The following is a 22,555-nucleotide window of genomic DNA, read 5'->3' as shown; positions in this document are numbered from 1 at the left end:
AAACAGCGATATACACACCAGAAAAACCAGCAGAAAAGTCTGGTAACACCGTGCTCTTGACTGAAGGTGGGCCACTTGTCTCATGCCGTTTGAACAGGCCGGATCTTGACCCCGGCGGCCGCCATATGGGCCTTGGCTTCAGCGATGGTATATTCACCAAAATGGAAGATCGAGGCCGCCAGCACAGCAGAGGCATGGCCCTCTGTCACCCCCTCCACCAGATGATCCAAAGTGCCGACCCCGCCGGAGGCGATCACCGGCACGGAAACAGCATCAGAGACCGCGCGGGTCAGCTCCAGATTAAAGCCTTGCTTGGTGCCGTCCCGGTCCATGGAGGTAAGCAGCAGCTCGCCTGCGCCCAGCTCGACCATGCGTTTTGCCCATCCCACCGCGTCAATGCCGGTGGGATTCCGGCCGCCATGGGTGAAGATCTCCCACTTGCCCGGTGCCACCGTCTTGGCATCCAGCGCCACCACAATGCATTGGCTGCCAAAACGTTCGGCAGCTTCTTTCACGAAATCCGGGTTATGCACGGCGGCTGTCATGATTGAGGCCTTGTCCGCGCCGGCCAGCAGAAGCTTGCGGATATCCTCGACCGTGCGCACACCGCCACCGACGGTGAGCGGCATGAAGACCTGTTCGGCGGTTCTTGCCACCACATCATAGATGGTATCGCGATTGTCAGAACTCGCGGTGATATCCAGGAAGGTCAGCTCATCCGCGCCGGCCGCGTCATAAACCTTGGCCTGTTCAACGGGATCGCCCGCATCCACCAGATCAACAAAATTCACGCCCTTGACCACACGCCCGTCTTTCACGTCCAGGCAGGGGATAATCCGGGTTGTCAGCATGGGCCTAACGCCTCTTCACGTCTATTCGTTTCAGTTCCGCAACAATTTCAGCGCTTCCGCCAGATCAATCTCGCCATCATAGAGCGCCCGGCCAGAGATCGCGCCCGCGATCACGCCGGTATCGCGCAAAGCAGTCAAGTCGCCCAGGCTGGACACCCCGCCCGACGCAATGACCGGGATTGAGGTTGCTTCCGCCAGTGCCTTTGTGGCCTCCACATTGGGGCCCTGCATGGCACCATCGCGGTCGATATCGGTATAGATGATCGCCGCAACACCGGCATCCTCAAACTTTTTCGCCAGATCAATGACGGTCACTTCGGTGGCTTCCGCCCAGCCTTCCACCGCCACATAGCCTTTGAGCGCATCAATGCCGACCGCCACTTGGCCAGGGAATAGTTTACAGGCCTCGATCACTACGGCAGGATCCTTGACCGCAACTGTGCCTAAGATCACGCGGGACAGGCCACGTTCCAGCCAGTCACCCACCTGATGGACAGATCGGATGCCGCCACCCAACTGCACCGGCATGGAGCTGTTTTTCAGGATGCTTTCCACCGCATCCGCATTGACCGGTTTGCCCTCAAAGGCCCCATTCAGATCCACCACATGCAGCCATTCAGCGCCGGCATCGGCAAAGGCCTTGGCCTGGGCGCCTGCGTCATCATTGAAAACCGTGGCCTTGTCCATGTCACCACGCAGCAGGCGCACGCACTGGCCGTCTTTCAGATCAATTGCCGGATATAAAATCATATTGCACGCGCCTTCAGGGTTTCCATTTGATGAAATTTTCAATGAGCCGCAGGCCCGTCGCCTGGCTCTTTTCGGGGTGGAACTGGGTGCCGACCATATTGTCCCGGCCGATCGCCGCGGTCAGGTTGCCGCCATAATCCACTGTCGCCAGCAGGTGATCGTTGCTATCCGGCACAAAGTGGAAGCTATGCACGAAATAGGCGTAAGCGCCGTGATCAATGCCGTCTAAAACCGCATGATCATGCAGGCCATGCAGCTCATTCCAACCCATATGCGGGATCTTAAGCGCCGGGTCGGCGGGTTCTATCGCCTTGATCCGCCCCCGGATCCAGTCCAGGCCTGCGGTTTCGCCAAATTCTTCGCCCACGCTTGCCATCAATTGCATACCGACACAGATGCCCAGGAACGGCCGACCACCCTCGATCACCACTTCATGCAGGGTCTCCTCCATGCCGGCAACCGCAGCCAGGCCCTTTCGGCAATCGGCGAATGCGCCAACGCCTGGCAGCACGATATGGCTGGCGGCGCGCACGGCGGAGGGATCACTGGTGACCAAAACCTGGTCATCACAGACATGTTCAAAAGCCTTGGCCGCAGACCGCAGGTTTCCCGAACCATAGTCGATAATGGCAACGGACATCTTCTAAGACCTCACTTTATGTAAGTGGGATTAAGAGACGGAAAAATCGCCTCTTTTGTCAGTATCAAAGGGAACCGCCGAGGGTTCCTTTGGTGGATGGGACGGCATCGGCCTTGCGGGGATCAATTTCGATCGCCACCCGCAGCGCCCGGGCCAGGCCCTTGAAACAGCTCTCGATGATATGGTGGTTATTCTCTCCATAGAGGTTTTCCACATGTAAATTCATGCCCGAAGCCATGGTAAAGGCCTGGAACCATTCCTTGAACAGCTCAGTATCAAAATCGCCCAGCTTCGGTTGGCTGAACTTCACCTTCCAGACCAGATAAGGCCGGTTGGAAAGATCGATCGCCACTCGGGTGAGCGTCTCATCCATCGGGATATAAGCATGACCATAGCGGGTAATACCTTTGCGGTCGCCAAGGGCCTTGGCCACCGCCTCACCAACCACATAGCCGCTGTCTTCGGTGGTGTGGTGGAAATCGATATGCAGATCACCCTGGGCCCGCAGGTTCAAATCCATCAGGCTATGGCGCGACAGCTGTTCCAACATATGATCCAGAAACCCGATCCCGGTGGAAACGTCATATTTCCCCGAACCGTCCAGATCGACGCTGGCGGAAATGCGGGTTTCATTGGTATTGCGTTCTACTGTCGCCTGGCGCATGGGCCTGATCCTTCACTTTATTGCCTTCCTGAATCTGAGTGCGTCATCTCACAAGACGCCGAACCCGGCAGGACGCGGTTTTTTAGCAGTCCTGCCCAGGAGTTTCCAGCCACCATGCGGTTAAAAATGTGAAATAACCGGCCTCAAGCGCACGCATGATCGGAATAATGTGAGCATTAAGCCCCTATTCCGCAGCCAATCATTGCCCAAAACCGTGCCGGGATTGCCAGACAGCGCAAACTGGCTTAAAGAAATATTCTTTCGTTAGAAAACGAATATTTAATATTGGGGGAATACCATGAAATGGGTCAGCAGGCTGTTCCTGCTGACGATGCTGGGTGCGTTGACCAACTGCGCCGCCATCGTCACGGGTACAGATCAAGAAATCGAAGTCACCACACAGCCTGCGGGCGCGACCTGTCAGCTTTCCCAGGGCAATGAGCGGGTCAGCACCATTCCAAGCACGCCCAGAACCGTCAGCGTTGATCGCTCCTGGTCCGATTTATACATCACCTGTGAAAAGAAGGGCCATCTTCCGGAAACAGTTATGGTGCCGTCCGAATTGGAACCGGTAACATTTGGCAATATCCTCATCGGCGGCATTATCGGTTTTTCTGTTGATGCCGCGACCGGATCTATGCGCGAATATCCCGATGAACAATTTTTTGTCCTGGTACCCGGCGAGTTCAGTTCCGCACAAGACGCTCATGATTATTTCAACGAGCTTTCTGAGCTTGTTATCCGGCGCGAGATGATCAAAGAGGGCAAATTGAAGCGCACCTGCCTGAACTGGGGAGATGATGTGCCGGAATGCCAGGTGCAGGAAGAAGACATGTCTGATGCCCTCTGGAAAAAACTGGAGAAGGTTGAAGACAAGCGCCTGCTTGCTTTGGATCGCCTAACGGGCCGCGACAAAAGCCTGGCGGGAGGTTTGAAGCAAAAAGGAAACATGCCGGACAATCATCCCGTCCGGGAAGAAATACCTTCATCATCAAAGGCTGCCTCAAAACCGGTTAACCCCTACTATCAGCCCTTCCTCATCTAAGAGCGGCTTTATCGGGTTTCCGATCATCTGGGGGAAATGACGGAACTGTGATTTTTACGGCCTCATTTCCCCTCCCCCATTGACGTTTCGGGGGTGATCCCTCATATCCGGGACATGAGCGAACATAATTCAAATGCACCGGTTTTCCACGGCACCACCATCCTGTCGGTCCGCAAGAACGGCAAGGTTGTCGTGGCTGGCGATGGCCAGGTCAGCCTGGGAAACACGGTATTCAAGGCCAATGCCCGCAAAGTGCGCCCATTGGCCGATGGCAGTGTTTTGGTCGGATTTGCAGGGGCGACGGCTGATGCCTTCACCCTGTTTGAACGCCTGGAAGCCAAACTGGAACAATATCCACGTCAGTTGCAGCGTGCCTGTGTCGAGCTGGCCAAGGATTGGCGCACCGACCGGTATTTGCGCAAATTGGAAGCCATGATGGCGGTTGTGGACAAGGATATCTCCCTGATCCTGTCCGGCACCGGCGACGTGATCGAGCCCCAGGACGGCATTATCGGCATCGGGTCCGGCGGGGCTTTTGCGTTATCCGCCGCGCGCGCACTGATCGATGTCGAGGGCATGGAGGCGGAAGAGATCGTCCGCAAATCCATGAAGGTCGCCGCCGATATCTGCGTTTACACCAACGAAAACATCACGCTGGAAAGCCTTTAAACCATGACATCCTTTACCCCCCGTGAAATCGTTTCCGAACTGGACCGGTTCATTGTCGGCCAGGATGAGGCCAAGCGCGCCGTTGCCATCGCATTGCGCAACCGCTGGCGCCGGCAGCAGCTGACCGGCGAAATGCGTGAAGAGGTTTTGCCGAAAAATATCCTGATGGCCGGCCCGACCGGCTGCGGCAAGACCGAGATTGCAAGGCGTCTCGCCAAATTGGCCAATGCCCCCTTTGTGAAGGTGGAAGCCACCAAATTCACTGAAGTGGGCTATGTCGGCCGCGATGTAGAACAGATCATCCGTGACCTGGTCGAGATCGCCATCACCATGGGCACCGAACAGCAGCGCAAGGAAGTGAAGGCAAAAGCCGAAATGCATGCGGAGGAACGCGTGTTGGACGCGCTGGTCGGGGAAACCGCGTCAGAAAGCACCCGCCAGAGCTTCCGAAAGAAACTGCGCGAGGGCGAGCTGGATGACAAGGAAATCGAGATCCAGGTCCAGGAAACCAGCTCCATGAACATGCCGACCCTGGATATCCCCGGCATGCCGGGCGCTTCCATGGGCATGATCAACCTGAATGACATTTTCGGCAAGGCCATGGGCGGCCAGACCAAGCCGAAACGCATGACGGTGCGGGACTCTTATGAAATCCTGATCACCGAAGAAGCCGACAAGCTGGTGGATCATGATGGCATCGTCGCCCAGGCGGTTGAGAATGTTGAGCAGAACGGCATCGTCTTCATTGATGAGATCGACAAGATCACCATCCGGTCCGAACGCCAGGGTGGCGATGTGTCCCGTGAAGGCGTTCAGCGCGACCTGTTGCCGCTATTGGAGGGAACCTCGGTTGCCACCAAACATGGCACGGTGAAAACCGATCATATCCTGTTCATCACATCCGGTGCCTTCCATCAGGCAAAGCCCAGCGACCTGCTGGCCGAGCTGCAGGGCCGCCTGCCGATCCGGGTGAGCTTGAACCCGCTCACCGAGGCTGATTTCGGCCGCATCCTGCGCGAGCCGGAAAACAGTCTGGTCAAACAATATGTCGCTTTGATGGGCACCGAAGATGTCACCCTGGATATCCAGGAGACCGCCATCGACCGGATCGCCGAACTGGCGGCCCAGATCAACCAGACGGTGGAGAATATCGGCGCACGCCGCCTGCATACCGTGCTGGAGCGCCTGCTGGAGGAAATCAGCTTCACCGCCTCCGACCGGGGTGGCGAAACGGTCACCATCACCGCCGATTATGTCACCGAGCAGGTGGCCGATCTTGCAAAAGACACGGATCTTTCCAAATTCATCCTGTAGGGAAGAAATTTGGAAACAGAAAAGTGAAAAGGCCGGATTTCTCCGGCCTTTTCTATTTCCGGGCGGCATTCCCGAATTAAATTAGGCGCAGTCTTTAAGCGACAGCATATAGACCCCGACCGCATCATTGATGAAATCACGCAATTCCGGATTGAAAGGCCGTTCAATTTCTTCCGGCCACATTTCCATCTGGTCATACATGGTCTTAAGATTTTTCAGGAGATCCATATCCCCGCCTGTCTGGTCCCATAATAGCCCCCACCAGCGCTTCGCCAGATCCTGGACCGCCGGATCATCGGTTTCCAGCCCTAACAGCCGCTCGCCTTCCAGGACCAGCGGCCCCCAGGCCGCGTCATTTTCCCAGCCAAAGCCATGATCCCCGACCCCCTTGGCGATCACCTCGAACTGGGCATCGGTCAGATAGTTGCGATAGAGATCCTCTCTCGTCCTTACATTCATCTCGGTCATCCTTATCAGATGGCACAATTCCTCCATGGTGAGCACTTGTCCGTGCCCCACCCTGGTTTGCGCCCATTGCACGGACCGGATGGCCTCTTCCAGTTCATCCTTCTGGCGCAGCAGAAGATCCAGCTGAAGCGAAAGCACATCCGCGATTTCCGGAGAGGCTTGAGACGACAACACATGGATCTGCCTCAGGCTGAGGCCGATTTTCTTTAGAAGCGTGATATTTTGTACCCGCACCAGATCCGACCGGTTAAAGCGCCTTCGCCCGTTGGCCGGATCTCGGTTGGGCTCGATCAGGCCCTGCTCTTCATAAAAATGCAGGGTTCTGACGGATACGCCCGCTTCTTTGGCAAATTCACCAATCGTGATCCAATAATCATGCTGCATCGGTCCATTCCCTTTCTCCGATAAGCACACCGTGCCACCTGACGTAACGTGAGGATCAAGAGGGAATTTCAGTTTAATCGGGATCAGGTAAATCTGAAAGGCTCAGGCAAAGTCATTGCGCTGGGCAAATGCCCTGGCAAAAAGCAGCAGTAATTCATCCTTCATCGGCTTTTCCCGGGCTGCATCGATCATAACCCCGGCCAGAGCTCCGTAAACTGCCGTCCAGGCTTCCTTCACTTCTGGCGTGAATTTGGAGCCCAGCCCCTTTTCAAGGGTCCAGAGCAGAGCCGCCCCCACAGTCTGATAATGGGATTCCTGCACCCCATAATCCACATGCTTTTCCGCCAGTTTCCGGACCGTAGGCAGAACCGCTTCCAGGTTCCGCAAGCTTGCCACAGCCACACCGATGGTCGCCATCAGCTTACGCCCCTGTTCCTTCATATCCCCTTTGAACAGCGCTCTGGTGCCCGGATCAATTTCAAACAAGCGATCATAGAATAATGCCGCAGCCTGTTCCTTGATTGCGGCAACATCCTTGAAAGTTGTCTGGACAAGGTCGATTTGTTTCGGTGTCATAACAATTTCCCTGGCCGGTTGACGGGGGGACAGGATAAGAAAGGTCCGGTTAAGGAATCATAAAGAGGCAGGTTTCAAGGCCTCTCGAAGAGAAACCTCTATGTCTCCCGGTTTCTGATTTCATCGATTGCCTGCAGGGTGCCATCCAACTTTGCAGATAATTCGCTAATCTGATCACTCAGGACATGCTGGTCCACATCCCCTTTCATATGGCTTTCCAACTCCGCACAGATCTTACGCAATTGATCAAAACCAAGATTCATAGCCACCCCTTTGAGCGCATGGGCTTCCTTCCGTAACGCTTCACGTTCTTCCCGGTCGGCCAGATCTTTAAAAGTATCAATGATTCCATCTGTTTGCTGGATAAACAAATCCTCGCAATCCGGCAGTGCTTCTTTGACCGAAAAATACCTGGTTTCATCCACAACACGGTCCAGCGCCTTCTCCCCACCTTCCGGCAAACCATCATTCAATGTTGCGGAAACCAAATGACGGTTCGGTTCGGCCGATAATTCTGCCGGTGTTCCAAGCTGGCCCAGAACCTGTAAAAGATGGTCCATATTCAATGGCTTGGCACAAAAATCATTCATACCCACAGCCAGATATTGCCGTACATTCGAACTGGCTGCATCGGCCGTCAGCGCAACGATCGGAACGGATTGCAGGTCCGGATCCTGGAAGGCCCGGATCTGTCGGGTCGCCTCTATCCCGTCCATCACCGGCATATGGATGTCCATCAGGATCGCCCCATAGCGCTTGATCGACGCCATCTCGACGGCTTGCTTGCCATCGCAGGCCTCTTCAATGCTATAGCCGGCCGCCTCAAGCCTCTTGGCCGTCATCACCCGGTTGATCTCGATATCCTCTACCACCAGGATAGGGGCATCCATTGGCTTTATTTCGATGGAATTATTTTGGTTAGGCTGCAGAGCCTCTGCTTTTGGCAACTGAATTTCGAACCAGAAACTGCTGCCCACACCCAGTTCGCTTTCCACACCGATACGGCCATCCATCGCCTCCACCAGGAATTTGTTGATGGCCAATCCCAGACCGGTGCCGCCATATTGGCGTGTGGTCGACATATCCGCCTGTGTAAAGGCACCAAAGATACTCTCTTGCTTGTCCCTGGAAATCCCGATCCCGCTGTCTACGACGCAGAACCGCAATTTCTGGACAGAATCTTCGTCTTCCAAAACAATCACTTCCAGAAGAATGGTACCTTTTTGCGTGAATTTCGTAGCATTGGTCAGGAGATTCATCAGGATCTGACGGATCCGCACCGGATCACCTTCGGTCCATTGCGCAAGTCTGGGATCAATCTTCACCTCAAGGCGGTTTCCCCGCTCCCGGGCCTGCAGTGAAACGATACTATTCAATTCCGCCAACAGAGCACGCATATCAAAAGCTACGGATTCCAGACTGAGCTGGCCCGCTTCCACCTTAGACAGATCCAGAATGTCACCAATCAGGGCTGCCAGATGTTTTCCCGAAGAAACAATGGTTTGGAGGTAGTTATTCACCTGCCCTTTTAGCGGTGTTTCCTTATCCTTCAGCGCCAGCTCCGCATAACCGAGGATGGAGTTTAGCGGTGATCGAAGTTCGTGACTCATATGGGCCAGGAATTCCGACTTTGCCTGGCTTGCCTGCTGTGCCTGCTCCAAGGCTGTTTCCGCGTCGAGCTGTGCTGCCCGCAGCATCTTGGTCCGTTCCTTGACCAGACCCGCAATACGATCTTCAGTACGCGTGAGGGAAAGCAGGTAGAAGGAGAGCGATCCGCTGAGGATGGTCCCGATAACCAGGATCGCATAGGGTTGCCAATCCCAGCTCAGACCATGGGCAGGGCCCCGGCTTTCCAGGATGATCGTCCAATTGCGCCCACCCAGATAAAACTGGTGATGCACTTGATTTTGGCTGTCCGCCATGCCCGGTTTATGGTTGGAAAGAAAATCAAAGGGATCAGTGCTGAACAATAACCGTTTTTCCACCGGTGCATTATAATCCACAAGATGAAAACCGATACCCGACGGCAGGTTCGCCGCATGAAACACCGTTTCCAACAGGGTGCTTAAACGGTAAACGCCCAACGCATAGCCCAACAGAGTCTGCTGTTCCTCTGCCCAGACCGGCAGATAAATCAGTATCCCATCAATGCCTTCCGTATCCTGAATCAACTCAATCGGCTCGGTCATGGATAGGCCGCGGCGGGCCAAGGCATTTTCCATGGCAACGCGCCGCGCCGGATGGGAATTCAAATCAAAACCGACAACTTCTTCGTTGCCCTTTTCCGGCACAACGAAATAGACCGGCCGATATTCTTTCCTTTCCGCTGCAACCACCAGGTCACCGTCCCGCCATTCCTTGAACTGAAAATCCGGAAATCCGGACTCACGCGCCAATGCCTCATAAAAGGCGCGCTGATCAGCGCTGACCACCGGCACCCATTCCAGGGCCTGTATGGCGGGGCTTCTATCGATCCAGGGGCTGGTCATTTCCCTGAACATTTCCCGCGGCACATCGGGTTGAGCCTCAAACAGGGTTTTGACCGCATAGACCGGGACCAGGGACTGGTCCATATGCAGGCGCAGGCTGTTTTCCACGATCAATTGATATTGGTGCAATTCAAGTTTATCGGTCTTCGTGATCTGGTCATGGGATATCGTGGCCGCGGCAATGGACAATGACAGGCCCAGGGCACCCGCCCCCAGGGCCAGCATGACCCTGACCTGGCGTACCCGCTTGCTGACCCCTTCATTCTCATCGGAATCCCGGTCGAGAATTTTTTCCGTCAGGGTCGCAAGGAAAAGACCGGCAACCCCCATTAAGCTGAAATAGCCGTAAAACCGGATCAGGCTGCCCTGTTGATCACCTTGGATGAAAAAGCTGAGGCCGTTGGCCAGAAACAGGATCGCAGAAATGGAAACGGCAATATTAGCCAGGGCAACGCCCAACATGCCAAAGCGCAGCGCCCCCCAAAGTGCAAAAGGAAGGCTGACGAATATGAAGAGAAACTCCTGCCGGGCGAGAATATCGGAAAGATGCACGATCACCGAAATCGCAACTGCACCGGCAATCATAAAAAACAGCTCGGCATACCAGACAATCGACCGGTTCCATCCTTTGCCCTCAGACAGCAGGATTAGAAGCGGGGCAAATAACAAAACCCCAATCAGATCACCGACCCACCATCCCCACCAGATAGAGAAATACCCATCCCAATTGCCGATCAATGTGGCGGATACAACCGCAGCTCCGTTCAATGAGCTGATCAGCGGACTTGCCACCACTCCAAGCGACAGGAAGATCATCAGGCTGCGCAGCTTTTCCAACGGGTTTTCGTCAATCAGACGTCTCAGGACCCATGCACCGATGATCGCGGCAAGGCTGTTGCCGATGGTGATCAGGATCACCGTCTCCAGCGGCACTCCGGTGGTCATATTGACGGCAAAGGCCCCCAGCGCCACACCCGGCCAGGCCCGAATGCCCCAGCAGTAAAGTGCGGCCAGCGCAATACCGCTGGGTGGCCAGATCAGAGTAACCGTACTGCCGAAATAGGGGAATTGGAGACCGAAATAACCGGCGGCAAAATAGGCTAGTGCCAGCGCCAACATGCGCTCCACGGTGCCCGATATCGAAAATGAGGGAAGTGTTTTTCCCATATTGACGCACTAAACCCGGCTAGAAATCTCCCAATGGTCCTGACAGAGTGACAGCAAATCTTATAGAAAAGGTTAAGTTATTAATCATTTAAACGGGAACGCGCCACACTCTATTCAGGCTCAGCATCGCGGATCTGCGACAATAAGGAAACCAGTTCTTCTTCTTTCAACTGCGCGATCTTCCTGGATAGCAGATTTGCCAATTCGGTGGCCGCCGGCTGTAAACCGGAAGTATCAATCGTGACCTTGGGATGGGACAGATCCGCGAGCTTGCTCAATTCCTCGGCATCATCCCAGATAATGTTGAAATAGCCGCAGATCTGATGAATCAGCATCGGTGTGGGGCGGCCCCGTTTGCCATGTTCCAGGGCCGAGAGATAGGCAGAAGAGACATGAAGCGCCGCGGCCATATCCTTAAGAGTCACGCCTTTCTCGCGGCGCAATTCCCGCACTTTCCTGCCAAAGGGGGTCATCTCAACCCCCGCTGGCGCTTAATCAGCACATGCAGGGCCCCGCTGCCACCCTGATGGCGCGGCGCGTGGGTGAAAGAGATGATCCGGGTTCGGTTCGGCATCTGGTTTAACCATTGCGGCACAGCGTTTTGCAAGATTCCCTTGCCCTTGCCTGTCACCACCTGGACCATGCGTTTCTGATTGATATAGGCGGCTTCGATAAAGGCATTTAATGCCCGGTGGGCCTGTTCCTGGCTCATGCCATGCAGATCAATTTTGGCATCAATGGATAGCTTCCCCTTGCGCAATCGATCCGCCGTGCGCTTATCCAGCCCATCGGACTCGCCGTGGGACAGTTCACGCAAAGATGGTTGCACCGGCAGCGGTTTGGCGCCGGCCCCCTGCGCAATCGTTTTTTGGGGTTTCCGTTTGGACTTGGTGGCCGGTTTAGACGCCGGAACCGGCTCAGGCTGGCCAAATTCTTCCAGGAATGGGGAATATTCCCGCTCACGGTCGGCCAGCGGACTCACGCTATCGCTGACCGTTTTCCATAAACGATGGCCGTCTTCGCTATCCTTGTTTTTCTTTGCCATCCCCTACCAGAATAATATGCAACCGGTGCGGCCCATGCGCGCCCAGTAAAATGGTCTGTTCAATATCACCGGTCCGGGAAGGACCGGTGATCAGATTGACCGTCCGCGGCAGATGATCCAGCCCCTTATCCTTCTGGTGCTGTCTCAGCCGCTCCCAGGCTTCCTCATAGGCCCCGACGATCGCCTCTTCCGGCAAGACTACCATATGCGTTTCGGGGAGGAAATTAAGTGTGGTCGGCCCATCCGGGCCGGATAAAAGCATGGCGGTGCCGGTTTCCGCAATACCCGCAAAGGCCGCGGACAAAGAAACCTGATCATCCCCCGCTGTCGCACCGGTCAGCCGGGTCAGCGACGGCACCTTGTCCCAGGGCAGTGCATTCAGAAGATCATGATCAGCCATCTTGATCCGGGCGGGCAGGTTCTGACCTGCCAAATAACGGTTAATTGCTTCCGGCACGGCTTCCATATCCGCAACCCGGTCAATGGACGCCTGGACCCCTTCGGCCATGGCACAGAAAAGATCGACAAGGCCTTTCCCGTTCAATTGGCTGCGTTTGGGAATAAGACCGGCCTTTGGCTTAGTCAGCCGTTCTTCCAATGCCGAGCGCACCTCGCCCTGCACCTCGCCGCGCCCAAGGGAGCGGCGGATGGAGCCCAAAATCTGTCCACGCGCGCCACTCATTGCCCACTTCCTTCTTTCTCAGAGTTTTCCAGCCGCTTGCCGGGGCTGCGCCGACCGTTTTTTTCCGCCCATAGCTGTTGGAAGGTGCGGCCCCGCGGTACCGGCATGTCACGATGATCGGTCCAGCCCGAGGCCAGCGGCAATTTGGAAAATGTCCCGCGGCGACGGCCGATATCGCCCAAAATCCTGATACCGATCCCGGTTAGGGCCTGATAGAGGCCCGGCCGCCGTGCCAGGAAGGCCCAGGCTTTTAGCGCCCAGCGGGAGGTCCTGCTGGCATACCCTTTTTCAAATTCCTGCGCCCGGTAATGACGCATCATTTTCGGCAGGGGAATCCGCATGGGGCAGACCTGTTCACATCGTCCGCAGAAGGTGGAGGCATTCGGCAGCTTGCCGCCTTCCTCCACCCCAATGAAGCTAGGGGTGAGCACCGATCCCATGGGGCCCGGATAGACCCAGCCATAGGCATGGCCGCCCACCGCACCATAAACCGGGCAATGATTCATACAGGCCCCGCAGCGGATACAGCGCAGCATCTCCTGGAATTCGGTGCCCAACATGGAAGAGCGCCCATTATCCAGCAGCACCACATGATATTCCTCCGGCCCGTCAGGGTCTTCCGCCCGTTTAGGTCCGCTGGAAAAAGTGGTATAGGCGGAAAATTCCTGGCCCGTGGCCGATCGTGCCAGGACACGCAGGATGGCACTGGCATCCTCCAGGGTCGGCACAACCTTTTCCAGGCTGGCAATCACCACATGCACCTTTGGCAGGGTCTGGGTCAGATCACCATTGCCCTCATTGGTGACAATGACACTAGTTCCGGTTTCGGCTATCAGGAAATTGGCGCCCGTAATACCCACATCGCTGTCGATATATTTTTGACGCAAAACCTCCCTGGCCTCATGGATCAGCTGGGTCGGCTCGTCCAGGACCCGGTCCGGATCCAGCCCTTCATGCTTGTCACGGAAATTTTCCGCCACCTGCTCTTTGAGCACATGAATGGCCGGCGCGATAATATGGCTGGGGGCTTCTTTGCGAAGCTGGATAATATATTCGCCCAGATCGGTTTCCACCACCTCCAGGCCCTGTTTTTCCAGTGCTGCATTGAGGGCGATTTCTTCTGCCACCATGCTTTTGCCTTTGGTGACCATCTTGGCATTCACCGATTTGCAGATATCGCCAATGATATCACAGGCTTCCGTCGCATTCCTCGCCCAATGTACCTGCCCGCCCTGCTCTGTGACCTTCTCTTCAAACCGTTCCAGATAGAAATCGATATTGTCCAGCACATGGTTCTTGATATCGCGCGCCTGGTCCCGCAGAGCATCAAATTCCGGCAGCCGATCGGCGGCAGCCGCGCGCCGCTCGACAAACCCCACCTTCATCTTGGCCAGGGCCGTCTGAAGCTGTGGGTTTTTCATCGCCTGGTGGGCGTTTTCTTCGAAATTTCGGGATTTTGGTTCCATGGGTTAACGGCCCTCCGGCTCGCCAATCGCGGGCTGTTCACCCATGCCGGCCAGGATCTCCGCCACATGGCGAGCCTTGATATCATGCCCCTGGCGTTTAAGCTTGCCCGCCATATTCATCAGGCAGCCAAGATCACCCGCCACAAGAGTATCCGCGCCGGTTGCCACGATATCGGCGGTTTTCTCCTCCACCATCTTGTTGGATATCTCGGGATATTTGACACAGAAGGTGCCACCAAAACCGCAACAGGTTTCCGACCCCGGCAATTCCTTTAGCTCAAGCCCCTCCACTTTGGACAGAAGCGCGCGCGGCTGTTGCTTGACGGATAATTCCCGCAGGCCGGAACAGCTGTCATGATAGGTTATCTTTCCATCATATCTCGCTGATATATTTTCATATTTCAGGATATCAATCAGGAAGGAAACCAGTTCGAATGTCCGTCGGGACAGGTCCTGCGCCCGCTGAAACCATTCCGGATCCGTTTCAAAAAGCTCCGGATAATGCTGTTTGATCATCGCGGCACATGATCCACTGGGCGCGACCACATAATCAAAAGCCTCAAAAGCCTCAATGGTCTGGCGGGCAATGGCCCGACTGTCGGCATTGTCGCCGGAATTAAAGGCGGGCTGTCCGCAGCAGGTTTGGGCTTCCGGTACGCTTACCTCGCACCCCGCCTGTTCCAGCAGGCGCACAGCGGCAAAGGCCACCTGCGGTCGGAACAGATCCGCCAGACAGGTTACAAACAGGCCAACGCTTGGCACACCACCCTGGTCTATGGTCATGCTCTCTCTCCCGATCCGGACGGTTTGCCCATCCTGTTATCTTGTGGATCAAAGAGTAGTAGCGCGATTGGCATAAATTGGCAAAAGCGTAGAACTGGGTATTCACTTTAAATCAGTCTTTTGAAGACGATCAGGAACCAACCGTTTCCAACTTGCCGGCAAGGCTCTTGGGCAGCAGCAGATAATAGCGCCCGGGGCTTTTCATTTTGCCGGCATATTTCAACGCATCCGCACCATAGCCCCAGAAGAAATCACCGCGCACAACCCCTTTGATGGCGCCGCCAGTATCCTGGGCCACCATCAGACGGCGCAGAGGCTTATCATGTTCTGATGGCCAGACCGTATCCAGCCAGACCGGAACGCCCATGGGAATAAAACGCTTGTCCACTGCCAGGCTGCGACCCGGCGTCAAGGCAACGCCCTGAGAACCGATCGGGCCATCGCCCTTCAATTCGCGGAAAAAGATAAAGCGCGGGTTTACGGCAAAAAGCTCATGATGCTTGTCCGGATGGGCATCCAGCCATCTGCGGATCCCGTCCCAGGAAGCCTCATGGGGTTGCAGCTCCCCCTGATCGATCAGATGGCGGCCGATCGACTTGTAGCCATGACCGTTATGGGCGGCAAAACCGACCCGCATGACCGAGCCATCTTCCATAATCAGACGTCCAGATCCCTGAACCTGCAGCAGGAAAAGATCCACCGCATCCTTCGCCCAGGCTATTTCCAGGCCCTTGCCGGAAAGCAGGCCTTTTTCAATATCACCGCGTTTCGGATAGGGGCGCACCCGGCCTTCATAGACCTGACCGATGGCCTGGCGCCCCTTCAGATCTTTGGAAAACTTGCCAAAATCGACGGAAACCAGATCATCCGGACGGGCATATAGCGGATAGGGATAGGCATCGGACGCCTGCTTTGCCCCCTTCAATTCCGCTTCGAAATAGCCGGTAAACAGGCCTTCGTCTTCGCCTGACGCGGAAGATGCTGCATATATATCAAAATGCTCTTCCAACAGGGTCCGCACCGCATCATCGGGCAGACCATCGGCCGCGGAAATCTCACCGCAAGCCTCATGCCAGTCCCCGGCAGTCATGTTGATGGCAGGACTGCCGATTTTCCGATCCGGCGGAAACGATAGAAATTTGTCGCAGCTGCGCTGCAGGGCGGGCCAGGCCTCTTTCTGATGATCAACCGACCAATCGGCGAGATCATCAAAACCGACCGCGGCCAGCACCAAACCTTCGGAAACGGTTTTTCCCTCTTTAGGTGCCGGCTGCTTGCCAGGCATCTGTTCGCAGGCGGCCAATCCTGCAACAAAGGTCAACAGGATCAGGCCATTAAACCGTTTCTTAAACATGGATTATTAGCTTCAGTTCGGGCTGCGGGTTGCCACAAGCACCCAGTTCGGATCTTTCGAACGGGTATCGCGGGAGAAGGTCCAGATATCGGTCACGGTGATCACCTTATGGTCATCGCCATCGGCGACACTGCCGTCCGGATTGAACAGCACATTGACCTGTTTGGAGATAATCTTAATGGTCACCAATGCGGTGCGGCCTTCCAGGCGCGCCTCCAGGAACTCTATATTGTCGATGCCGACCAAGGTGTCTTCGATCCGCTGCCCGGCCGCTTCACGATCCCGGATCGCCTTGGCGAAATTCTCAAAGACATCCGCGGACAAAAGCTGTTTCAGGGTTTTCTGGTCCCCTTCCACATAGGCCTGGAGAATCATTTCAAAGGCACCCGCCGCACCGTCCAGGAACTGCACCGGCCGGAAAGAGGGGTCCGCCTCGATCAGGGTCTTGAATTCCTCGCCCAACGGGCCCTGCAGCAGAGCTTCGTTCTTTTCATCCATCTGCCGCTCTTCCAAGGAAGGCAGATTAACGATGTTATCCTCATCCTGCTGGTAACGCTCATTGCTATCAGCCGGGCCAAAATCGGATGGCCGCCGTTCATGGCCCGTCCGTTTGCCAAGAACACTTCCCAGCCGGAAGATCAGAAAAACAGCAACTGCTGCGAGAAAGACGAGTTCGAGAATAGTACCGCTCATAAATAAGAACCTGGTCCTGTATGATTAACGGGTGTTTTTTACGTCCGCACCACGAAATCGGGACCCCTACCGCTTGTAACAGGCCCCTTGGACGCCTAGCTTAGTAGCTGTGTCCAAGACTTTAAGCCTGTCTCCGGCCGGAACCGTTTCCTGTAGGGTTTAGATAGGCTTTCCATTGAAAAAGAGCAAGATGCCGCTGCTAATTCTGTTTATTTTAGTCCCGATTATTGAGATTACCCTGTTTATTCAGATAGGGGAACAGATCGGCCTTGGCTGGACCATCGCCACCGTGATCATCACCGCATTTATTGGGACCCATCTGGTCAGAAGCCAGGGATTGCGCGCCCTTGCCAGCGCACAATCATCGCTCGACCAGCAAAAACTGCCGCTGGAGGAAATCTTCACCGGGCTTTGCCTGCTGGTTGCCGGCGCCCTGTTGCTGACACCTGGTTTCCTGACCGACGCCATCGGTTTCACCCTGCTGGCCCCGCCTTTCCGGAAAGTCGCCGGTAGGAAAGTGATGGATTACCTGAAGGCTCGGGGCAACGTCCATTTCCAGACCGGTCCTCGGGGCGGATTTGATTTTTCAGGCGCCCAGGGCCAACAATATCACCGCGGGCCCGGCGGCTCCGGCGATATCATTGAAGGCGAGTTCGAGGTCAAGAATGATGCCCACAATAGCGACCGGCCCGCCCACGACGAAAATGACCGCCTGCCGCCACGCAGCTAAGTAGGCAGTTAGGCCCGCATGATCCTTTATGGTGGCTGTTTACCGGTGTCCCGCAAACAGCCACACAAACGGTTGTGCCATTGATCGTCACATGCTAGCCACATGACAGCTCTATCGAAGAAACCATGATGAATTGAGGGAAGTATTAGCTTATGGCTGAAAGCGAAAACACCAATGTCGAAGCTGGCGGGGAAGCAGGCGAGCAGAAGGTACCGTTCAACATCCTGCTGCAATATTTGAAAGATCTGTCCTTCGAAAACCCGCAGGCACCGATCGTTTTCACCCGCGAACGCAAGACACCGCAGCTGGACGTCAAGGTTGATGTGACCGTTCAGCAGCTGTCCGACACGGATTTTGAGGTTAATCTGCACCTGAATGGTGAAGCCAAGGAAGACGATGACGCCATTTATCTGGTGGAAATGGTCTATGGTGGCGTGGTTCGGATCAATGATGTTCCCCAGGAAGTTTTGCAGCCGGTCCTGTTTGTCGAGATCCCGCGCTTCCTGTTCCCGTTTGCCCGGAATATCTTTGCTGAATCCGTTTCCAACGGCGGTTTTCCGTCAGTCATGCTGGCCCCGGTTGATTTCCTGGATCTGTTCCGCCGCCGTGTGGCTGCCGCACAGGCCGAAGCCGGTGAAAATAGCGAAGAAGAAGAAGCAACCGCGTAATACCAGTTTTGGCTGGATCCTTATCGATCCGGCCAAACGGCATTCAGCGATCATTCATAATCCCCGGGTCCGATTTCCCGGGGATTATTTTTGTTCACTCCCGGTTCCAGATCGGTTCGGTGATGCTTTCAAGGAAGGCGGCATGGGCGGCAAGTTCCGCATCCAACGGCGCATGAGGCCGGGCTTCCCTGACCGGACGGCTAATGGTCACCTCTTCCTTGACAGCACCGCTCGATGCCTCTGCCTCTTCCGCGCTCAACTCAAGGCCTGGCTGACGACCTCCGGTCAGTTCCAGATAGACTTCCGCCAGAAGCTCGGAATCCAGCAACGCGCCATGGAAAGAACGGGATGAGTTATCAATCTCATAGCGACGACAAAGCGCATCCAGGCTAACCTGAGCTCCGGGAAATTTGGCCCGCGCAATGGCCAGGGTGTCGACTGCCCTGCTCATGGGCAACTGCTCATATCCCAGCCAGCCAAGTTCGGCATTGAGGAATTTCATGTCGAAGGCCGCGTTGTGGATCACCAGGTCCGCATCCCCGATGAAATCCAGAAAATCCCCCATGATATCATTAATGACTGGCAGCTTTTCCAAATAGTCGATGCCCAGGCCATGCACCTTGAACGCCTCTTCCGGCATATCGCGTTCCGGGTTGATATACTGGTGATAGGTCTTGCCCGTGGCCATGCGGTTGATCAGTTCGACACACCCAATCTCCACAATCCGGTCACCGGATTTGGGATCAAAGCCCGTTGTTTCCGTATCCAGCACAATCTCGCGCATCTGCCTCAAATCTTTCCCTTTTGCAGACTCTTGGTCTCTTCAATCAACCAGGCACCTTGGCCCGGCGGGGCCAATGAGCGCCTTTTCGGTGGACAGACTGCCTGACAATCGCCTGAATAGCCAGCCAGACCGGCCGTTTTCCAAGACCCGTTTCCAACACAATGTCCGCGCGTTGTCTTTTTTCCCGATCCGGCATCTGCTGGGTGCGGATCCGGTTCAGTTTTTCAAGGCTCATGCCAGGCCGGCGCAGGACCCGGCTTTCCTGCACGAACGGCGGAGCCGTGACAAGCACAGTCAAATCACAATCGCGATCCCCCCCCGTTTCAAACAGCAATGGCACATCCAGCACCACCAACGGGCGGCCCTGCAACGCCTGCTGACGCAGGAAATGCTCCCTCTCCTGCGCTACAAGCGGATGCAGAATACCTTCCAAGCATTTTAACGCTGCGGGATCCCCAAAAACGCGACTGCCCAAAAGCGCGCGGTCTATCTGCCCGTCACGGGCGACGCCTGGAAACGCCCTTTCCACAAGGGAAACAGCACGGCCACCATGCGCCATCAGCTTATGCACTGCCGCATCGGAATCCTGCACGGCCACCCCCAAGCGCCGGAACATGGAAGAGGCCGTGCTTTTCCCCATTCCGATCGATCCTGTCAGCCCGATGATGAACATGTTTTATCCAGGTTTAAAATTTACAGTTAATGTTTTACTTTAAAAGTGATGGATGAACTGAAAACACTGCAGGATGGCCTTATTAGTCCTTACGGGGACTCATTTATTAGGCATGTTACGCAATTCCTGCCAGCACGTATTTCCTCAGCGCATCCGTCACCATTGGTTTTTCCATTGGCCGGAACCAGGCCTCGAAGCCAGGCACCGCCTGATATAAAAGCATGCCCAGTCCATCAACCACCTTATTGCCCCTCTCCCGCGCCTGCCGGAGCAAATCAGTCATCAACGGATTATAAACGATATCCGTGACCAGACATTCCATGGGCAAGTCCGACAGGTCCACATGCAGTGGATCCTGACCTTTCATGCCAAGGGAGCTGGTATTGACCAATAATCCTATATCGGGCAGTAAAGCCGGCAGATCGGACAAAGGCCCGGGCAAGATCGGCCCCCCCAGATCCCTGGCCACGGATTGCGCCCGTGACACTGTTCTGTTCAGCAAGTGGATTTTCGGAAAACCCAACTCTTCCAAGGCGGTGCAAATTGCGCGGGATGCGCCGCCAGCACCGATGACCACAGCGGCCCGTTCTTTTGGCCCCGCCGCAATTTCACCGCTCGCCAACAGATTTTGCTTAAAACCATAGTGGTCGGTGTTGGATCCCAGGATTAGACCCTGATCATCGACAATCAAGGTATTTACCGCCCCGATGCGCAGCGCCAGATCGTCAATCTTGTCACAATGATCCATGACCGCCTCTTTATGCGGGACCGTGACATTCACGCCTTGGAAACCGTTTTCCGGTAGGGACCGGACAAAACTCGCCAGGTCTTCCGGCACAACCGGTACGGCATCGTAACGACCATGGATCGAAAGTTGATCAAGCCAGAAACCATGCAGTCTGGGTGAGAGGGAATGTGAAATCGGCCAGCCGATCACCCCGGCTTTCAAGATATCCTGGCTCATGCTTTCAGAGCTCCGTTAGCCCGGAGGAAGTCTAGCAGTGGCAGCAAAGGCAGGCCCAGCACCGTGAAATAGTCACCGCGCACCGCGGAAAACAGTTGTGCGCCAAGGCCTTCCAGACGATATCCGCCAACGGAATCACAGATTTCTGTGCCGCACTCCCCAATATACCAATCCAGGAAATCATCAGAGAACGGACGCATCACCATTTCCACCGGGTCATTCAGATGCCAGAGAACCTCATCATCGCGCATGACGCAAACCGCGGCATTCAGCCGATGGGTCTTGCCGCGCAGAGCCATCATATGGCCACGCGCCTGGTCCATATCCACAGGCTTATCAAACCAGATACCGTTGCAATCCAAAGTCTGGTCGCCCCCGATTACAAAAGCCCCCGGATGGCGGCGCGAAACCGCGCGGGCCTTTAATTCGGCGAGCGTCTCCGCCACCTGGACTGCGGTCGCACCTTCTGCTTTCAGGCTTTCCTTGACACCATCTTCATCCAGATTGGCCGGATCACAAAAGACCGAAACCCCTGCATCCTCCAACAGTTTCGCCCGGGTTTTACTGGCGGAAGCCAGCACCAGCTGGGTCATTGTTTCGTTTCCCTTCTCTTGGCATCACGCAATTCCCGCAGGCGCACAACGGCCGCGGCGGTTTCCTCAATGGATCGCCGGGTTACATCGAGAACCGGCCAACCTTTGTCGGTGCAAAGCCGGCGGCAGGCAATCACTTCCTTTTTGACCTCATCCAGGTCGACATAATCCGTTTCCTCATCATCTGAAATCATTCGTAAACGGCTGCGGCGCAATTGCACCAAGCTGCCTGGTTCCTTGGTCAGACCGACAACCAGAGGACCATTCACCCGGTTATCCAGGGCTTTCAGCTCTTCCGGAACCAATCCAGGCACAAAAGGCACATTGCCGGCCTTGATCCCGCGGTTGGCCAAATAGACACAGGTCGGTGTTTTTGAGGTCCGTGAAACCCCCACCAAAATCACATCGGCGGCATTCAAATTCCAAAGCCCCTGGCCATCATCATGGGCGAGGGCAAAATGCATGGCATCGATCCTGGAGAAATACTCCGCATCCAGGCTATGCTGGCGGCCAGGCTCACCTTTGCTTTTCACCCCTAGGTAATTGATCAGGAAATTGATCACCGGATCCAGGATCGAAATGCAGGGAATGCGATAACGGCGGCAGGCGGCATGCAGGGTTTGGCGCATCTCGTCATTGACCAGGGTATACATAACAACGCCCGGTTTTTCCTTGATCTGGTCAATCACTTTTTCAAGCTGCGCGACAGTCCGCATGAGCGGCCATTGATGTTCTTCCGCCTCGACCCCTTCGAACTGGGAGATACAGGCTCGGGCAATACCATGGACGGTTTCACCGGTTGAATCCGATACAAGATGGACATGGAATTTTGTCAATATCTGACCTCGCCTGTTCCTGGGAATGCCAAGGATTCCGCTGTTATCTTCCCCCGGAGACGCTTTTTCCGCCCCAGTTGGATAACTAACAGGGCAACCCTGTGAATCACCTGGGGAAAAGAATCTGCATAACTTCATAGAGCAAACATGCGCACCTTATTCAACTTATTTCAGGTGTCTTTTTACGCCTATGAATAACTGTCATCCAGATGGAATCATCACGCGTATAAGCCTGAAAAAGAGATCCGTTATACAGATTATCAACAC

At 55.3% G+C, this 22,555-nt stretch carries 24 protein-coding genes; 5 read left to right on the top strand and 19 right to left on the bottom strand.

The features are described 5' to 3' along the window. Positions 1-80: 80 nt before the first annotated feature. The 4 genes from hisF to hisB all read right to left on the bottom strand — a co-directional run bounded on the left by hisF (position 81) and on the right by hisB (position 2,905). On the bottom strand, positions 81-851 hold the full coding sequence (gene hisF, locus DFP90_RS09780; RefSeq protein ID WP_115936285.1) for an imidazole glycerol phosphate synthase subunit HisF: 771 nt from the start codon (positions 849-851) through the stop codon (positions 81-83). A 30-nt stretch (positions 852-881) separates the two neighbouring features. Continuing rightward, complete coding sequence (gene hisA / locus DFP90_RS09775; protein ID WP_115936284.1) at positions 882-1,601, bottom strand: 1-(5-phosphoribosyl)-5-[(5-phosphoribosylamino)methylideneamino]imidazole-4-carboxamide isomerase; 720 nt, start codon at positions 1,599-1,601, stop codon at positions 882-884. A gap of 13 nt (positions 1,602-1,614) precedes the next feature. Then, positions 1,615-2,241 carry an imidazole glycerol phosphate synthase subunit HisH gene (hisH, locus tag DFP90_RS09770; RefSeq protein ID WP_115936283.1) on the bottom strand — a complete coding sequence of 209 codons (627 nt, stop codon included), beginning with the start codon at positions 2,239-2,241 and terminating at the stop codon, positions 1,615-1,617. 64 nt (positions 2,242-2,305) lie between these two features. Next, entirely contained in the window at positions 2,306-2,905 is a 600-nt protein-coding gene (gene hisB, locus DFP90_RS09765) for an imidazoleglycerol-phosphate dehydratase HisB (RefSeq protein WP_115936282.1), read from the bottom strand. 298 nt (positions 2,906-3,203) lie between these two features. Between hisB and DFP90_RS09760 the strand changes: the two genes are divergently transcribed. The 3 genes from DFP90_RS09760 (at position 3,204) to hslU (ending at position 5,933) form a co-directional block, all read left to right on the top strand. Continuing rightward, positions 3,204-3,950, top strand: coding sequence for a hypothetical protein (locus DFP90_RS09760; protein WP_115936281.1), 747 nt, complete (start codon positions 3,204-3,206; stop codon positions 3,948-3,950). 114 nt (positions 3,951-4,064) lie between these two features. Beyond that, a complete protein-coding gene (gene hslV / locus DFP90_RS09755) occupies positions 4,065-4,619 on the top strand; it encodes an ATP-dependent protease subunit HslV (RefSeq protein ID WP_115936280.1) in 555 nt (184 codons plus the stop codon). 3 nt (positions 4,620-4,622) lie between these two features. After that, positions 4,623-5,933, top strand: a complete 1,311-nt coding sequence (hslU, locus tag DFP90_RS09750) for an ATP-dependent protease ATPase subunit HslU (protein ID WP_115936279.1) — start codon at positions 4,623-4,625, stop codon at positions 5,931-5,933. 81 nt (positions 5,934-6,014) lie between these two features. On the opposite strand, the gene DFP90_RS09745 is transcribed toward hslU, so the two are convergent. The 10 genes from DFP90_RS09745 to DFP90_RS09700 all read right to left on the bottom strand — a co-directional run bounded on the left by DFP90_RS09745 (position 6,015) and on the right by DFP90_RS09700 (position 17,040). Continuing rightward, the gene (locus DFP90_RS09745; RefSeq protein ID WP_115936278.1) at positions 6,015-6,785 is read right to left on the bottom strand and encodes a MerR family transcriptional regulator; all 771 of its coding nucleotides are present in this window, start codon (positions 6,783-6,785) and stop codon (positions 6,015-6,017) included. A 102-nt stretch (positions 6,786-6,887) separates the two neighbouring features. After that, positions 6,888-7,361 carry a globin family protein gene (locus tag DFP90_RS09740; protein WP_115936277.1) on the bottom strand — a complete coding sequence of 158 codons (474 nt, stop codon included), beginning with the start codon at positions 7,359-7,361 and terminating at the stop codon, positions 6,888-6,890. A 98-nt stretch (positions 7,362-7,459) separates the two neighbouring features. Next, on the bottom strand, positions 7,460-11,017 hold the full coding sequence (locus DFP90_RS09735; RefSeq protein ID WP_115936276.1) for a CHASE domain-containing protein: 3,558 nt from the start codon (positions 11,015-11,017) through the stop codon (positions 7,460-7,462). A 110-nt stretch (positions 11,018-11,127) separates the two neighbouring features. Further along, positions 11,128-11,490, bottom strand: coding sequence for a helix-turn-helix domain-containing protein (locus DFP90_RS09730; RefSeq protein ID WP_115936275.1), 363 nt, complete (start codon positions 11,488-11,490; stop codon positions 11,128-11,130). Further along, positions 11,487-12,062: a Smr/MutS family protein gene (locus DFP90_RS09725; protein ID WP_115936274.1), complete on the bottom strand. Its 576-nt coding sequence runs from the start codon at positions 12,060-12,062 to the stop codon at positions 11,487-11,489. Before DFP90_RS09725 ends, DFP90_RS09730 begins: the two co-directional genes overlap by 4 nt. Continuing rightward, positions 12,040-12,744, bottom strand: coding sequence for a LutC/YkgG family protein (locus DFP90_RS09720; protein WP_115936273.1), 705 nt, complete (start codon positions 12,742-12,744; stop codon positions 12,040-12,042). Before DFP90_RS09720 ends, DFP90_RS09725 begins: the two co-directional genes overlap by 23 nt. Beyond that, complete coding sequence (locus DFP90_RS09715) at positions 12,741-14,210, bottom strand: LutB/LldF family L-lactate oxidation iron-sulfur protein (protein WP_115936272.1); 1,470 nt, start codon at positions 14,208-14,210, stop codon at positions 12,741-12,743. Before DFP90_RS09715 ends, DFP90_RS09720 begins: the two co-directional genes overlap by 4 nt. Positions 14,211-14,213: 3 nt before the next feature. Continuing rightward, positions 14,214-14,993 (bottom strand): (Fe-S)-binding protein, encoded by a 780-nt coding sequence (locus tag DFP90_RS09710; RefSeq protein ID WP_115936271.1) that lies wholly within the window; start codon positions 14,991-14,993, stop codon positions 14,214-14,216. A gap of 130 nt (positions 14,994-15,123) precedes the next feature. Then, complete coding sequence (gene mltA / locus DFP90_RS09705; protein ID WP_115936270.1) at positions 15,124-16,347, bottom strand: murein transglycosylase A; 1,224 nt, start codon at positions 16,345-16,347, stop codon at positions 15,124-15,126. A 12-nt stretch (positions 16,348-16,359) separates the two neighbouring features. Further along, entirely contained in the window at positions 16,360-17,040 is a 681-nt protein-coding gene (locus DFP90_RS09700; protein ID WP_115936269.1) for a Tim44/TimA family putative adaptor protein, read from the bottom strand. A gap of 190 nt (positions 17,041-17,230) precedes the next feature. On the opposite strand from DFP90_RS09700, the gene DFP90_RS09695 reads away from it, so the two are divergent. Continuing rightward, positions 17,231-17,770, top strand: coding sequence for an FxsA family protein (locus tag DFP90_RS09695; RefSeq protein ID WP_115936506.1), 540 nt, complete (start codon positions 17,231-17,233; stop codon positions 17,768-17,770). A gap of 152 nt (positions 17,771-17,922) precedes the next feature. Beyond that, on the top strand, positions 17,923-18,438 hold the full coding sequence (gene secB / locus DFP90_RS09690; protein WP_115936268.1) for a protein-export chaperone SecB: 516 nt from the start codon (positions 17,923-17,925) through the stop codon (positions 18,436-18,438). A gap of 94 nt (positions 18,439-18,532) precedes the next feature. Here the strand turns inward: secB and dnaQ are convergent, their stop codons facing one another. The 5 genes from dnaQ to DFP90_RS09665 all read right to left on the bottom strand — a co-directional run bounded on the left by dnaQ (position 18,533) and on the right by DFP90_RS09665 (position 22,288). Continuing rightward, positions 18,533-19,222 carry a DNA polymerase III subunit epsilon gene (gene dnaQ, locus DFP90_RS09685; RefSeq protein WP_115936267.1) on the bottom strand — a complete coding sequence of 230 codons (690 nt, stop codon included), beginning with the start codon at positions 19,220-19,222 and terminating at the stop codon, positions 18,533-18,535. Between the two features lie 43 nt (positions 19,223-19,265). Further along, on the bottom strand, positions 19,266-19,895 hold the full coding sequence (coaE, locus tag DFP90_RS09680) for a dephospho-CoA kinase (RefSeq protein ID WP_115936266.1): 630 nt from the start codon (positions 19,893-19,895) through the stop codon (positions 19,266-19,268). A gap of 115 nt (positions 19,896-20,010) precedes the next feature. After that, positions 20,011-20,859, bottom strand: coding sequence for a shikimate dehydrogenase (locus DFP90_RS09675; RefSeq protein WP_115936265.1), 849 nt, complete (start codon positions 20,857-20,859; stop codon positions 20,011-20,013). Then, a complete protein-coding gene (locus DFP90_RS09670; protein ID WP_115936264.1) occupies positions 20,856-21,452 on the bottom strand; it encodes a Maf family protein in 597 nt (198 codons plus the stop codon). The genes DFP90_RS09675 and DFP90_RS09670 overlap by 4 nt, the downstream gene beginning before the upstream one ends. Then, positions 21,449-22,288, bottom strand: a complete 840-nt coding sequence (locus DFP90_RS09665; RefSeq protein ID WP_115936263.1) for a pyruvate, water dikinase regulatory protein — start codon at positions 22,286-22,288, stop codon at positions 21,449-21,451. Before DFP90_RS09665 ends, DFP90_RS09670 begins: the two co-directional genes overlap by 4 nt. Positions 22,289-22,555: the final 267 nt, after the last annotated feature.

Origin of the sequence: Aestuariispira insulae (assembly GCF_003385955.1) — a bacterium.
GTDB lineage: Bacteria > Pseudomonadota > Alphaproteobacteria > UBA8366 > Aestuariispiraceae > Aestuariispira > Aestuariispira insulae.
The sequence above is the reverse complement of the archived record's forward strand: the minus strand, read 5'-3'. Positions and strand labels throughout refer to the sequence as shown.

Bases quoted from the DNA above. Each gene is read 5' to 3' on its own strand.
- DFP90_RS09740 (WP_115936277.1), bottom strand. From the start codon at position 7,361: ATGACACCGAAACAAATCGACCTTGTCCAGACAACTTTCAAGGATGTT.
- hisH (WP_115936283.1), bottom strand. From the start codon at position 2,241: ATGTCCGTTGCCATTATCGACTATGGTTCGGGAAACCTGCGGTCTGCG.
- hisA (WP_115936284.1), bottom strand. From the start codon at position 1,601: ATGATTTTATATCCGGCAATTGATCTGAAAGACGGCCAGTGCGTGCGC.
- coaE (WP_115936266.1), bottom strand. From the start codon at position 19,895: ATGTTCATCATCGGGCTGACAGGATCGATCGGAATGGGGAAAAGCACG.
- hisF (WP_115936285.1), bottom strand. From the start codon at position 851: ATGCTGACAACCCGGATTATCCCCTGCCTGGACGTGAAAGACGGGCGT.
- hisB (WP_115936282.1), bottom strand. From the start codon at position 2,905: ATGCGCCAGGCGACAGTAGAACGCAATACCAATGAAACCCGCATTTCC.
- DFP90_RS09745 (WP_115936278.1), bottom strand. From the start codon at position 6,785: ATGCAGCATGATTATTGGATCACGATTGGTGAATTTGCCAAAGAAGCG.
- DFP90_RS09735 (WP_115936276.1), bottom strand. From the start codon at position 11,017: ATGGGAAAAACACTTCCCTCATTTTCGATATCGGGCACCGTGGAGCGC.
- DFP90_RS09700 (WP_115936269.1), bottom strand. From the start codon at position 17,040: ATGAGCGGTACTATTCTCGAACTCGTCTTTCTCGCAGCAGTTGCTGTT.
- mltA (WP_115936270.1), bottom strand. From the start codon at position 16,347: ATGTTTAAGAAACGGTTTAATGGCCTGATCCTGTTGACCTTTGTTGCA.
- hslV (WP_115936280.1), top strand. From the start codon at position 4,065: ATGAGCGAACATAATTCAAATGCACCGGTTTTCCACGGCACCACCATC.
- DFP90_RS09725 (WP_115936274.1), bottom strand. From the start codon at position 12,062: ATGGCAAAGAAAAACAAGGATAGCGAAGACGGCCATCGTTTATGGAAA.
- DFP90_RS09760 (WP_115936281.1), top strand. From the start codon at position 3,204: ATGAAATGGGTCAGCAGGCTGTTCCTGCTGACGATGCTGGGTGCGTTG.
- DFP90_RS09695 (WP_115936506.1), top strand. From the start codon at position 17,231: ATGCCGCTGCTAATTCTGTTTATTTTAGTCCCGATTATTGAGATTACC.
- DFP90_RS09675 (WP_115936265.1), bottom strand. From the start codon at position 20,859: ATGAGCCAGGATATCTTGAAAGCCGGGGTGATCGGCTGGCCGATTTCA.
- DFP90_RS09710 (WP_115936271.1), bottom strand. From the start codon at position 14,993: ATGACCATAGACCAGGGTGGTGTGCCAAGCGTTGGCCTGTTTGTAACC.
- hslU (WP_115936279.1), top strand. From the start codon at position 4,623: ATGACATCCTTTACCCCCCGTGAAATCGTTTCCGAACTGGACCGGTTC.
- dnaQ (WP_115936267.1), bottom strand. From the start codon at position 19,222: ATGCGCGAGATTGTGCTGGATACGGAAACAACGGGCTTTGATCCCAAA.
- DFP90_RS09730 (WP_115936275.1), bottom strand. From the start codon at position 11,490: ATGACCCCCTTTGGCAGGAAAGTGCGGGAATTGCGCCGCGAGAAAGGC.
- DFP90_RS09715 (WP_115936272.1), bottom strand. From the start codon at position 14,210: ATGGAACCAAAATCCCGAAATTTCGAAGAAAACGCCCACCAGGCGATG.
- DFP90_RS09720 (WP_115936273.1), bottom strand. From the start codon at position 12,744: ATGAGTGGCGCGCGTGGACAGATTTTGGGCTCCATCCGCCGCTCCCTT.
- secB (WP_115936268.1), top strand. From the start codon at position 17,923: ATGGCTGAAAGCGAAAACACCAATGTCGAAGCTGGCGGGGAAGCAGGC.
- DFP90_RS09670 (WP_115936264.1), bottom strand. From the start codon at position 21,452: ATGACCCAGCTGGTGCTGGCTTCCGCCAGTAAAACCCGGGCGAAACTG.